The sequence below is a fragment of the Streptomyces sp. enrichment culture genome (assembly GCF_964272895.1).
GTDB lineage: Bacteria > Actinomycetota > Actinomycetes > Streptomycetales > Streptomycetaceae > Streptomyces.
Map to the genome: position 1 here is coordinate 1,311,098 of NZ_OZ186832.1, position 12,343 is coordinate 1,323,440.

The 12,343-nt window shown below is 70.1% G+C and carries 10 protein-coding genes; 2 read left to right on the forward strand and 8 right to left on the reverse strand.

The genetic code is table 11. The features are described 5' to 3' along the window. Window positions 1-14: 14 nt before the first annotated feature. From ACSU6M_RS05895 to ACSU6M_RS05905, 3 genes are all read right to left on the reverse strand, one after another. Window positions 15-671, reverse strand: coding sequence for a vitamin K epoxide reductase family protein (locus tag ACSU6M_RS05895; RefSeq protein ID WP_437067660.1), 657 nt, complete (start codon window positions 669-671; stop codon window positions 15-17). 193 nt (window positions 672-864) lie between these two features. After that, window positions 865-2,127 carry a histidine--tRNA ligase gene (hisS, locus tag ACSU6M_RS05900; protein ID WP_437067662.1) on the reverse strand — a complete coding sequence of 421 codons (1,263 nt, stop codon included), beginning with the start codon at window positions 2,125-2,127 and terminating at the stop codon, window positions 865-867. 13 nt (window positions 2,128-2,140) lie between these two features. After that, entirely contained in the window at window positions 2,141-2,854 is a 714-nt protein-coding gene (locus ACSU6M_RS05905) for an MBL fold metallo-hydrolase (protein WP_437067663.1), read from the reverse strand. A gap of 141 nt (window positions 2,855-2,995) precedes the next feature. On the opposite strand from ACSU6M_RS05905, the gene ACSU6M_RS05910 reads away from it, so the two are divergent. Together ACSU6M_RS05910 and ACSU6M_RS05915 are read left to right on the forward strand one after the other, a co-directional pair. Further along, entirely contained in the window at window positions 2,996-3,811 is an 816-nt protein-coding gene (locus ACSU6M_RS05910) for a peptidylprolyl isomerase (RefSeq protein ID WP_437067665.1), read from the forward strand. 135 nt (window positions 3,812-3,946) lie between these two features. Next, window positions 3,947-5,176: a DUF349 domain-containing protein gene (locus ACSU6M_RS05915; RefSeq protein WP_437067667.1), complete on the forward strand. Its 1,230-nt coding sequence runs from the start codon at window positions 3,947-3,949 to the stop codon at window positions 5,174-5,176. Window positions 5,177-5,271: 95 nt separating this feature from the next. Here ACSU6M_RS05915 and ACSU6M_RS05920 read toward each other — a convergent pair whose 3' ends face one another. The 5 genes from ACSU6M_RS05920 to yajC all read right to left on the reverse strand — a co-directional run bounded on the left by ACSU6M_RS05920 (window position 5,272) and on the right by yajC (window position 12,261). Then, complete coding sequence (locus tag ACSU6M_RS05920) at window positions 5,272-7,815, reverse strand: RelA/SpoT family protein (protein ID WP_437067668.1); 2,544 nt, start codon at window positions 7,813-7,815, stop codon at window positions 5,272-5,274. Window positions 7,816-8,254: 439 nt separating this feature from the next. Continuing rightward, window positions 8,255-8,794: an adenine phosphoribosyltransferase gene (locus ACSU6M_RS05925; RefSeq protein ID WP_437067670.1), complete on the reverse strand. Its 540-nt coding sequence runs from the start codon at window positions 8,792-8,794 to the stop codon at window positions 8,255-8,257. After that, a complete protein-coding gene (gene secF / locus ACSU6M_RS05930; protein WP_437067672.1) occupies window positions 8,791-9,897 on the reverse strand; it encodes a protein translocase subunit SecF in 1,107 nt (368 codons plus the stop codon). The genes ACSU6M_RS05925 and secF overlap by 4 nt, the downstream gene beginning before the upstream one ends. Window position 9,898: 1 nt before the next feature. Then, on the reverse strand, window positions 9,899-11,641 hold the full coding sequence (secD, locus tag ACSU6M_RS05935) for a protein translocase subunit SecD (protein WP_437067674.1): 1,743 nt from the start codon (window positions 11,639-11,641) through the stop codon (window positions 9,899-9,901). 134 nt (window positions 11,642-11,775) lie between these two features. Continuing rightward, window positions 11,776-12,261: a preprotein translocase subunit YajC gene (gene yajC, locus ACSU6M_RS05940; RefSeq protein ID WP_437067675.1), complete on the reverse strand. Its 486-nt coding sequence runs from the start codon at window positions 12,259-12,261 to the stop codon at window positions 11,776-11,778. Between the last annotated feature and the right edge of the window lie 82 nt (window positions 12,262-12,343).

Consider the following 12,343-nt stretch of genomic DNA (forward strand, 5'->3'; position numbering starts at 1 on the left):
ACAACGCCCCCGGCTCAGGCCCAGAGCTGGCTGCCCCAGCGGGTGAGGATCAGCATGGCGATGATGCCGATGTGGGTGACCGGCAGCGCCCAGGTGAACTCGGCGAGGAACGTCCTCAGGCCGGCGGGGGCGGGCAGGAAGCCGTTGCGGACGTTGAACGAGGTCACGTACCAGAACATGACGATCGTGGCGACCCAGGCCAGCGAGCACCACAGGCACAGCGCGTTGATCTCGTACAGCGACTGGACCATCAGCCAGGTGCAGAAGCCGACGCCGAAGAGGGTGCCCGCGTTGAAGGTCAGCCAGTACCAGCGCGGGAAGCGGGCGCGGGCGAGCAGGCTCATGCCGACGCAGATGACGATGCCGTAGGCGACGAGGCCGAGCATCGGGTTCGGGAAGCCGAAGACGGACGCCTGGTCGCTCTCCATCACATTGCCGCAGGAGATGATCGGGTTCAGGCTGCAGCTCGGCGTGAACGTCTCGCCCCGGGCCTTCGCCTCAAGGATCTTGAACTTGTCGAGCGTGATGACCCAGGCGGCCAGCAGGCCCGCCGCGCCCGTGATCACGAGCAGCAGGGCGAGGCCCCGGCTGCCGCCGACCGTGCGCGGCTCCGCGGCGGCCGGGCGGGGCTCGGGCTCGGTGGAGACGTCCTGCACTGTCGTCCTGCTCATCACACCGATTCCGTCACTTGAGACGTGGAACATCTTCGGGCACGGCACATTGTGCCGCACACGGGCGTAAGCGCACCGTTCGCTCACCATAAGGATGTACGTCGGTTCAGCCGGGAGCGTTCGGTTCCGGACAGGCGTGCGGGAACGCGGAAGGGGCGCCCGGCAGCCGGACGCCCCTCCACGCGCGCGTGGTTCAGCCGAGCCGCTGCTGGAGCTCGGCGACGATCCGGTCGAGGGCGATCGCCGTCTGCTCGCCGGACTGCATGTCCTTGAGCTGGACGACGCCCTCGGCGAGGTCGCGCTCGCCGGCGACCAGGGCATAGCCCGCGCCGGAGCGGTTGGCCGCCTTCATCGCCGCCTTCAGGCCCTTGCCGCCGTAGGAGAAGTCCGCCGCGACGCCCAGCTTGCGCAGCTCGGTCACCTTCGCGAACAGCACCCGGCGGGCCTCCTCGCCGAGCGGGACGGCGAAGACGCTGGTGGACGCGGGCAGCGCGAGCTCGACGCCCTCGGCCTCCAGGGCGAGGACCGTGCGGTCGACGCCGAGGGCCCAGCCGACGGACGGCAGGGCGGGGCCGCCGATCATCTCCGACAGGCCGTCGTAGCGGCCGCCGCCGCCCACCGCGGACTGGGAGCCCAGACCGTCGTGGACGAACTCGAAGGTCGTGCGGGTGTAGTAGTCCAGGCCGCGGACCAGCTTCGGGTCGTCCTCGAAGGCGACACCGGCGGCCGTGATCAGCTCGCGGACCTCCTCGTGGTACGCCTTGCAGGCGTCGCACAGGTAGTCGCGCAGCAGCGGGGCGTCGCCGAGCTGCTTCTGGACCGACTCGCGCTTGTCGTCCAGGACGCGCAGCGGGTTGATCTCGGCGCGGCGCAGGGTGTCCTCGTCGAGGTCGAGGCCGCGCAGGAACTCCTGGAGGGCGGCCCGGTAGACGGGGCGGCACTCCTTGTCGCCCAGGCTGTTGAGCAGGATGCGGAAGTCGCTCAGGCCCAGCGAGCGGTACGCCTGGTCGGCCAGGATGATCAGCTCGGCGTCCAGGGCCGGGTCCTCCGCGCCGATCGCCTCGGCGCCGACCTGGGAGAAGTGCCGGTAGCGGCCCTTCTGGGGGCGCTCGTAGCGGTAGTACGAGCCGGAGTACCAGAGCTTGACCGGGAGGTTGCCCGCCTTGTGCAGGTTGGCCTCCAGGGCGGCGCGCAGCACGGACGCGGTGCCCTCGGGGCGCAGGGCCAGCTTGTCGCCGCCCTTGGTCTCGAAGGCGTACATCTCCTTGGTGACGATGTCGGTGGACTCACCGACGCCGCGCGCGAAGAGCTCGACGTTCTCGAAGCCGGGCGTCTCGATGTAGCCGTAGCCGGAGTTGCGCAGCGGGGCGGCGATGGCCTCGCGGACCGCCAGGAACTTGGCGCTGTCCGGCGGCAGAAGGTCGTAGGTGCCCTTGGGGGCCTTGAAGGTGCTCACGGAAGGTCTCTCGTCACATTCCTCGTCGGGGAGGGGTGTCGGCACCCGCTCCCTGGCCGGTGGCCACCTTCCGCAGATACGGGTTGGTGGCGCGCTCCTGGCCGATGGTCGTCTGGGGGCCGTGGCCGGACAGCACCACGGTCGAGTCGTCGAGCGGCAGGCACACGCGGGCCAGCGAGTCGAGCATCTCGGCCATGTCACCGCCGGGCAGGTCGGTGCGTCCGATGGAGCCGGCGAACAGCAGGTCGCCCGAGAACAGGATCGGCGGGATGTCCGCCGCCTCGGGCATGCCGAAGGTCACCGACCCCTTGGTATGGCCGGGCGCGTGCGACACGGTCAGCTCCAGACCGGCCAGCTCCAGCCTTGCGCCGTCGGTCAGTTCCTTGACGTCGTCCGGCTCCCCCACGGTCAGCTCGCCCATCAGCGGCATGCCGATGGACCGGCCGAGCGCCTTCTCGGGGTCGCTCATCATGTACCGGTCCTCGGGGTGGATCCAGGCCGGTACGTCGTGCGCTCCGCAGACCGGGACGACCGAGGCCACATGGTCGATGTGGCCGTGGGTGAGGACGACGGCGACGGGCTTGAGCCGATGCTTCTTGAGTGCTTCCTCGACTCCAGGGGCCGCCTGGTGGCCCGGGTCGATGATCACGCACTCCTCACCGGCGGCGGGGGCGACGAGGTAGCAGTTCGTCCCCCAGGCCCCGGCGGGGAACCCCGCAATGAGCACGTTCGTCCTTCGTTTGTGTCGGTTCGGGCGGCTTGCGCATGGGCTGCGCCTGAGGTCAGAGCCTACCGGCGCTGCCGATTCCACAGCGAACCCATATACGGTACGGGGCACACACAGACGGACGTACGAGGAGAGAACCCGGTGGTCACCCAGGAACAGCGGCGGCGGCAGCTCGCCCGGGAGAAGTTCTTGCGGCAGCAGCAGCGGCGCACCGAGGCACGGCGGAAAGCGAAGGTCCGCAACTCGGTGATCGCCTCGGTGCTCGGCGTGGTCCTGGTGGGCAGCCTGGCGCTGTACACGACCGGGGCCCTGAAGGACGACAAGGACGACAAGGCGAACGCGGGCGCGACCGCGGACCCGACGCCCAGCGCGGTGAAGGACCCCTGCGACAAGCCGGCCGCGGGCAAGGTCAAGACGCAGACCTGGAAGAAGGAGCCGGCGGTCACCATCGACAAGTCGGCGAAGTACACGATGAAGCTCGCGACGACCTGCGGTGACATCGACATCGCGCTGGACGCGGCGGCCGCTCCGCACACCGTGAACTCGTTCAGTTTCCTGGCGGGCAAGGGCTACTTCGACCACACCAAGTGCCACCGGCTCACCACCAACGGCATCTTCGTGCTCCAGTGCGGCGACCCGACGGGCAGCGGCAGCGGCGGACCGGGCTACACCATCCCGGACGAGAACCTGAAGGACAAGCGCCTCAAGGGCGGCGTGTACCCGGCGGGCACGGTGGCGATGGCGAATACCGGTCAGCCGCACTCCGGCGGCAGCCAGTTCTTCCTCGTCTACCAGGACAGTAAGCTGCCGCCCAGCTACACCCCGTTCGGTACCGTGTCGAAGGACGGCATGACGGTCCTGAAGAAGATCGCGGCGGCGGGCGAGAACACGGGCGGCGGTGACGGCACGCCGAACGCGACCGTGGTGATCGACAAGGCGACGGTCACCGAATCCTGACCCTCATCTGCGGAACTTCGGTCGCGCGGGATGCGGACAGGCGCCCCGCCGGTCGCCTATGTTGGCCGTGACGAAACTGTGGACGATGCCCGGGGGAGCTGAGGCCCCCCGCAGGCATCATGTGGAGGAGGCGCTGTGAGCAGCGACCCGTGGGGCCGCGTCGACGAGACGGGGACCGTGTACGTGCGTACGGCCGACGGCGAGAAGGTCGTCGGTTCCTGGCAGGCCGGCTCCCCTGACGAGGCGCTGGCCTACTTCGAGCGCAAGTACGAGGGCCTGGTTGTCGAGATCGGCCTCCTCGAGAAGCGAGTGAAGACCACCGACCTGTCCGCGAAGGACGCCCACACCGCCATCGGCCATCTGCGCGAGCAGGTGGACGCGCACCACGCGGTCGGCGATCTGGACGCCCTGCGGACCCGGCTGGACAAGCTCGCGGAGCTGGTCGACAAGCGGCGCGAGGAGCGCAAGGCGCAGCGTGCGAAGCAGGCCGACGAGGCCCGCCAGGCCAAGGAGGCGCTGGTCGCCGAGGCCGAGCAGCTGGCGCAGTCGGACCAGTGGCGGGCGGCCGGTGAGCGGCTGCGGGCCCTGGTGGACACGTGGAAGGGGCTGCCCCGGCTCGACCGCAAGTCGGACGACGAGCTGTGGCACCGCTTCTCGCACGCCCGGTCGGCGTTCTCCAAGCGTCGCAAGGCCCACTTCGCGCAGCTGGACGCGCAGCGCGAGGAGGCCCGTAAGACCAAGGAGCGGCTGGTCGCGGAGGCCGAGGCGCTGTCCGGCTCCACGGACTGGGGTCCGACGGCCGCGCGCTACCGCGAGCTGATGGCCGAGTGGAAGGCCGCCGGCCGTGCCCAGCGCGAGCACGAGGACGACCTGTGGAACCGCTTCCGCGGTGCCCAGGACGTGTTCTTCGCCGCCCGCGGCTCGGTGTTCGCCGAGCGGGACGCGGAGCAGGCGGAGAACCTCAAGCTGAAGGAGGAGCTGGCCGAGGAGGCCGAGAAGATCCTCCCGGTCACGGATCTGAAGGCGGCGCGGGCCGCGTTCCGTGCGATCAACGAGCGCTGGGAGGCCATCGGCCATGTGCCGCGGGACGCCCGGCCGAAGGTCGAGGGCCGCATGCACGCGGTCGAGCGGGCCATCCAGGAGGCCGAGGAGGCCGAGTGGCGCCGGACGAACCCGGAGGCACGCGCGCGTGCCGAGGGTCTGACCGGTCAGTTGCAGGCCGCCGTGGACAAGCTGAAGGGCCAGATCGAGCAGGCGCGCGCCCAGGGCAACAACGCCCGCGCCGACAAGCTGGAGAAGGAGCTTCAGGGCCGCCAGGCGCTGCTGGACCAGGCGCTGAAGGGTCTGCAGGAGTTCGGCGGCTGACGTCCGCCGCATGAGTGAAGGGGCTCCCCGAGGGGAGCCCCTTCTTCGTGTCCGTGCGGCGGCCGCGGAGCGTTCGGGTCCGTACCGCTCCGCTGCTACGAGCGGCTGCGGGCGGAGGTCACGCGGTACACGTCGTAGACGCCCTCCACGCCGCGTACGGCCTTCAGGACGTGGCCCAGGTGCTTGGGGTCGCCCATCTCGAAGGTGAAGCGGGAGGTGGCCACGCGGTCGCGGGAGGTCTGGACGGCCGCGGAGAGGATGTTGACGTGCTGGTCGGACAGGACGCGGGTGACGTCGGAGAGGAGCCGGGAGCGGTCCAGGGCCTCGACCTGGATGGCGACCAGGAACACCGAGGACTGGGTGGGGGCCCACTCGACGTCGAGGATGCGCTCGGGCTCGCGGGACAGTGACTCCACGTTGACGCAGTCGCTGCGGTGAACCGATACGCCACTACCGCGGGTGACGAAGCCGATGATCGGGTCGCCGGGGACAGGCGTACAGCAGCGGGCCAGCTTGACCCACACGTCGTCGACGCCCTTGACGACCACACCCGGATCCGCGCTGGAGCGGCGCTTGCGGCCGCGCCCACGGCTGGGCGGCACGCTCTCGTCGATCTCCTCGGTGGCCGCCTCCTCGCCGCCGAATGCCTGGACGAGCTTCTGCACGATGTGCTGCGCGGAGACATGGCCCTCGCCGATCGCCGCGTACAGGGCGGAGATGTCCGAGTAGCGCATCTCGTGGGCGAGCGTGACGAGCGAGTCGCCGGTGAGGATGCGCTGGATCGGCAGGTTCTGCTTGCGCATCGCGCGGACGATGGCGTCCTTGCCCTGCTCGATGGCCTCGTCGCGGCGCTCCTTGGAGAACCAGGCGCGGATCTTGTTGCGGGCGCGGGGCGACTTGACGAAGCCCAGCCAGTCACGGGACGGTCCGGCGCCCGCGGCCTTGGAGGTGAACACCTCCACCAGGTCGCCGTTGTCCAGCGTGGACTCCAGCGGCACCAGACGGCCGTTGACCCGGGCTCCTATGGTGCGGTGGCCGACCTCGGTGTGGACGGCGTAGGCGAAGTCCACCGGGGTGGCGCCGGCGGGGAGTGCTATGACGTCGCCCTTGGGGGTGAAGACGAAGACCTCGTTGCGGGAGAGGTCGAAGCGCAGCGACTCCAGGAACTCGCTGGGGTCCTCGGTCTCCTTCTGCCAGTCGAGGAGCTGCCTGAGCCACGCCATGTCGTTGATGGCGTCCTTGTCCTTGCCGGACGACTTCGGCGCGTCCGTGCGCACCTTCGACGCCCCGGCGACGGCCTCCTGCTTGTACTTCCAGTGCGCGGCGATGCCGTACTCGGCGCGGCGGTGCATGTCGAACGTGCGGATCTGGAGCTCGACCGGCTTGCCGTTGGGGCCGATGACCGTGGTGTGCAGCGACTGGTACATGTTGAACTTCGGCATCGCGATGTAGTCCTTGAACCGGCCGGGGACCGGGTTCCAGCGCGCGTGCACGGTGCCGAGGGCCGCGTAGCAGTCGCGGACGGTGTCCACGAGGACGCGGATGCCCACCAGGTCGTAGATCTCCGCGAAGTCACGGCCGCGGACGATCATCTTCTGGTAGACGCTGTAGTAGTGCTTCGGGCGGCCGGTGACCGTCGCCTTGATACGGGCCGCGCGCAGGTCCTGCTGGACCTCGTCGGTCACTATGGCCAGGTACTCGTCGCGCTTGGGGGCGCGCTCGGCGACCAGGCGGACGATCTCGTCGTACATCTTGGGGTAGAGGATCGCGAAGGCGAGGTCCTCCAGCTCCCACTTGATGGTGTTCATGCCCAGGCGGTGGGCGAGCGGCGCGTAGATCTCCAGGGTCTCGCGCGCCTTCTTCTCCTGCTTCTCGCGCTTGAGGTAGCGCATGGTGCGCATGTTGTGCAGGCGGTCGGCGAGCTTGATGACCAGGACGCGGGGGTCCTTGGCCATGGCGACGACCATCTTGCGCACGGTCTCGGCCTGGGCGGCCTCGCCGAACTTGACCTTGTCCAGCTTGGTGACGCCGTCGACGAGCAGGGCGACCACGTCGCCGAAGTCGCGGCGCAGATCTTCCAGGCCGTACTCGGTGTCCTCGACGGTGTCGTGCAGCAGGCCCGCCATCAGGGTGGCCGGGTCCATGCCGAGCTCGGCGAGGATCGTGGTCACCGCGAGGGGGTGGGTGATGTACGGGTCGCCGCTCTTGCGCTTCTGGCCGCGGTGCCAGCGCTCGGCGACCTGGTACGCCTTCTCGATCTGGCGCAGGGTCGCCGTCTCGATCTTGGGGTCGTTGCTGCGCACTATCCGCAGCAGCGGTTCCAGCACCGGGTTGTAGGGGTTGGCGCGCTGCACGCCGAGGCGGGCGAGGCGGGCGCGGACCCGGTTGGAGGAGCCGGAGCGGGCGGGCGGCTGGGGGGCCGTCGGGCGGATCGGGGGCGTGGGCGCGGGGGCGCTGCGCGCGGGAGGCGCGGGGGCCGGCTTGGGGCGCGCGGGCTCCGCGGGGCGTTCGGCGGGCGCGGACTGGGCGTGCTCCGCCGTCCCGCGGGTGTCGTTCTTCGCGTGCGACGCGGGCGGGGCCGGCTGCTCCGAGGCGCGCTCGGGCTTGGCGGCGGTCAGGTGCTGGGCCTCGTCTGACAAGAGGGCTCCTCGTGCGCGTTCCGGGTCCCCCGGTCAGGCTCCGGAAACCCCATGGTAGCGAGCCTGGGCTCCAGGATCGCCTTCAGGCCGAAGTGCGGACGGTGCCGGTGGGGTGGCCCGGCCGGGCGCCGGTTTCCTGCGGGGCGGGCTGGGACCGCTGTGACCTGGTGTTACGGGGGCGGTGGATGACGCTGTGTCGGAGTGGCGCGCCCTTGAGCGGGGTCTTCTCGGGGTGCAGAAGCTCGTAGGGGTGCGCGGACCTCGTAGCGGGGGCCAGACCTCGCGGGGGGCGCGGGGGGCGCAGACCTCGTGGGGGGCGCATGGCTCGCAGGGGGCGCAGACCTCGTTGAGGGTGCGCGGAACCTCGTGTCCGGCGCCCGGCAACGGAAACGGGCGCCCAGGGCCGGAGCCCGGGGCGCCCGTCGTCGCCGTGAACCGGTCAGACCGTGAGCAGCGCTTCCAGCGGTGCCCCGTCCAGGGCCGCCGCCAGGCGGGTGCGGCCCTCCAGGAAGCTGAGCTCCATCAGGACGGCGACGCCCGCGACCTGGGCGCCGGCGCGCCGGACCAGCTGGAGCGATGCCTCGGCGGTGCCGCCGGTGGCCAGGACGTCGTCGACGACCAGGACACGGTCGGCGGCGGTGAGGTCCTCGGCGTGCACCTCGATCTCGGCCGAGCCGTACTCCAGGTCGTACGCCTGGCTGAGGGTCGCGCCGGGGAGCTTGCCCGCCTTGCGCACCGGGATGAAGCCGACGCCCGCGCGGACGGCGACCGGGGCGCCGAGGATGAAGCCTCGCGCCTCCAGACCGACGACCTTGGTGGCACCGGTGCGCTCGACGATCTCCGCGAACGCGTCGGTGAGCGCGGTGAACGCGGCCGGGTCCGCGAGCAGCGGGGTGATGTCCTTGAACATCACGCCCGGCTCGGGGTAGTCGGCCACCTCCCGGATGCGGCTGAGCAGCAGCTCCCTGATCTCGGTCATCGCCGCTTCCCCGACGGCCGGCCGCGGCCGCTGCGGCTGCGCGGCGCGGACTGGTCGCGCGGGCCGACGACCGCCGGAGCGGCGTCCTCGTCGTACGCCTCGTCGGTGACGGCGGGCGACGGCTCGGCCTGGTCCCCGCCCTGGGCGCGCTTGGCGAGCACCCGCTTGCGCAGCGACTTCATCTGCGGCTCAAGTTCCTTGAGGTCCGCGACGAGCGGCGTGGCGATGAAGATCGAGGAGTACGCACCGGCCGCGAGGCCGACGAACAGCGACAGCGAGATGTCGTTGAGCGTGCCCGCGCCGAGCACACCGCCACCGATGAACAGCAGGCCGGCCACCGGCAGCAGCGCCACCACCGTGGTGTTGATCGAACGCACCAGCGTGCCGTTGATCGACCGGTTGGCGATGTCGCTGTAGGTCCAGCGGCTCTGCTTGGTGATGTCCTTCGTCTGCTCCTTGAGGCTGTCGAAGACGACGACCGTGTCGTAGAGCGAGTAACCGAGGATCGTCAGCAGACCGATCACCGTGCCCGGTGTGACCTCGAAGCCCACCAGGGCGTAGATGCCCACGGTGATGGTGATGTCGTGGATCAGGGCGACGAGCGCCGCGATGGCCATGCGCCATTCGAACGCGATCGCCAGATAGATCACCACGAGGACCATGAAGACGGCCAGGCCCTGCCATGCCTTGTTGGCGATCTGGTCGCCCCAGCTCGGACCGACCAGGTCGGCGGCGATCTTCTCGGAGTCGACCTTGAAGTCCTTGGCGAGCTCTTCCTTGATCCGGTCGGACTGCTGGGTGTCCATGCCGGCGATCTGGATGCGCATCGTGCCGTTGCCGAGCTTCTGCACGACCGCGTGGTGGCCGGACGCCTCGTTGGCGTACTCCTCGGCCTGGGAGACCGAGACGCTGGTCTTCGGGGTGGTGAAGATGGCACCGCCCTGGAAGTCGATGCCCATGTTCAGTCCGCGCACCGCCAGGCCGACGATGGCCGTGATGGTGATCAGGACGGAGATGCCGTACCAGAGCTTGCGGTGGCCGATGAAGTCGTAGCTGACCTCACCGCGGTGCAGTCGGGCGCCGAGGTTGCCGAGCTTCGACATCTCACGCCTCCTTCGGGTCGACGGTGACGGGGCGACGGGTACGGCGCAGCGGCGGCTTGGCACCCAGGCTCTTCGGGTCGAGGCCCGACCACTTGTGACCGCCTCCGAAGAACTTCCCGCGGGCGAGGATCGTCATCAGCGGCTTGGTGAAGAAGAAGACGACCACGACGTCGAGCAGCGTGGTCAGACCCAGCGTGAACGCGAAGCCCTGGACCTTGCCGACCGTGACCACGAAGAGCACCGCGGCGGCCAGGAAGGACACGAAGTCGGAGACCAGGATGGTGCGACGGGCGCGCGGCCAGGCCCGCTCGACGGCGGGGCGCAGCGAACGGCCCTCGCGGATCTCGTCCCGGATGCGTTCGAAGTACACGATGAACGAGTCCGCGGTGATACCGATGGCGACGATGGCGCCGCAGACGGCCGGCAGGTTCAGCGCGAAGCCGATGGCCGGGCCGAGCAGCGACATGATCACGTAGGTGAGCGCCGCCGAGACCAGCAGCGAGGCGATGGCGACGAGCGACAGGCCGCGGTAGTACACGACCAGGTAGAGCACGACCAGGCCGAGACCGATGGCGCCGGCCAGGAGACCGGCGTGCAGCTGGTCGGTGCCGAGCGCGGCCGTCACGGTGGTGACGCTGGCCTCCCTGAAGGACAGCGGGAGCGCGCCGTAGGACAGCATGTTGGCGAGTTCCTCGGCGTCCTGCTGCTGGAAGTTGCCGGAGATCTCCGCGTTGCCGCCGGTGATGGCCTGGCGGACGTACGGGTGCGAGACGACCTTGTCGTCGAGGACGATGGCGAACTCGTTCTGCGGAGACGCCTTGGTGGCCAGCTCACCGGTGATCTTGGCGAACTTCTTCTCGCCGCTGCCGGTGAAGTCCATCAGGACCTTCCAGCCGAGGCCGCTCTGCGTGTCGAGGGACGCCTCGGCCTTCTTGACCTCGGTGCCGTCGACGGCGACCGGGCCGAGCACGAACTTGGTCCACACATCGCCGTCCTGGCCGCAGGCGACGGTCGGGGCCTCGGGCTTGGCGCCCTTGCCGGCCTGGGCGCGCTGCTTGGGGTCGGCGCAGTTCAGCGCGGCGAACTGGGCCTGGAGGTCGGCGGTGCCGCCGTCGGGGGACGGCGTGGCGCTCGGGGAGCCGGAGGGCGAGCCGCTCGCCGAGGGCGTGGGGTCGGCCTTCAGGGCGTCCGTGAGGGCGCGGCCCTGCGTGGTGGCGCTCGCGGACGGGCTCGCCTCCCCGGTGCCGCTCGCGGAGGCGGAGGGGCTCGGGGTGGCGCTGCCGCTGGGGCTGGCGCTCGGGCTGCCGCTGGGGCTCGCGCTCGGGGTCGGCGCGGCGCCGCCGGAGACCTCGCTCTGGAGTACGGGCCGGAAGTACAGCTTGGCGGTGGTGCCGACCTGCTCGCGGGCCTGCTTGGAGTTGGTGCCCTTGGGGATGTTGACGATGATGTGGCGGTTGCCCTGGGTCTGGACCTCCGCCTCGGACACGCCCAGGCCGTTGACACGGCGGTTCATGATGTCGACCGCGGTGTCCATGTTCTTCTTGTTGATCGCGGATTCCTGGTCGCTCCTCGCCTCAAGCGTGATGCTCGTGCCACCGGCGAGATCGATACCAAGGCGCGGGGTCGTGGTCCCGGCGGCGAACATGCCGCCGGTGAGCGCCACGATGGCGATCAGGATCAGGGCCAGCGAGCGCCCCGGCTTGCTCTGGGCGCTCGCGTTCCGGCCCTTTTTAGGTGCTGCCACCTTCTCGTACTCCCTCTCGGGCCGCCTCGCGCCGGGTCGGCGGGCGGGCGGCCATGACATGGTGTCGGGATCCCCTGAACGAGAGACACGTGTCCCGGGGCGCACGGTACGGGGCCGCGCGCTCCGGGACAGGGCTACTTCGCGTCGGAGTCGCCGTCGGTCTTCTTCGGCTCTTCCGCCTTCACCTCGGCGGCGTCCGCGGACGGCTCCTCGTCCGTGTCCTTCTTGCCGAGGTCGACGTGCGTCTCGTCGGAGGCGGCGGCAGAGCCGGCGGACTCGTCGGACTCGGTGAGGGACGAGGCGTCGTCCGGGACGACGTCGGACTTCAGGTCGTGCTCGATGCCGTGGACGATGCGGTTGTACTCGTCGTCGGACAGGACGGCACCGATGGCGTTCTTGGCGAACAGGAGCTCGACGCCCGGACCGGCGTCGAGGAGGACCGTGTCCTCGTTGACCTCCTTGACCGTCGCGTACATGCCCCCGATGGTGCGGACGCCGGAACCGGGCTGCATCTGGTTCCGCATGTCGATGGCCTGCTGCTGCTTCTTCTTGGCCGACCGGGTCATCAGGATCATGGCCCCGATGAGCACGATGAACGGGAGGAGGGTCACGAGACTCACGGGTCGGAACTTCCTTCACACGACCGCGATGGTGTGCGGCCTGATGGTTGGGGGTATGCATGCCGTCCGGCACGGGCGGCAT

Bases quoted from the DNA above. Each gene is read 5' to 3' on its own strand.
- ACSU6M_RS05895 (WP_437067660.1), bottom strand. From the start codon at position 671: ATGAGCAGGACGACAGTGCAGGACGTCTCCACCGAGCCCGAGCCCCGC.
- ACSU6M_RS05925 (WP_437067670.1), bottom strand. From the start codon at position 8,794: ATGACCGAGATCAGGGAGCTGCTGCTCAGCCGCATCCGGGAGGTGGCC.
- secF (WP_437067672.1), bottom strand. From the start codon at position 9,897: ATGTCGAAGCTCGGCAACCTCGGCGCCCGACTGCACCGCGGTGAGGTC.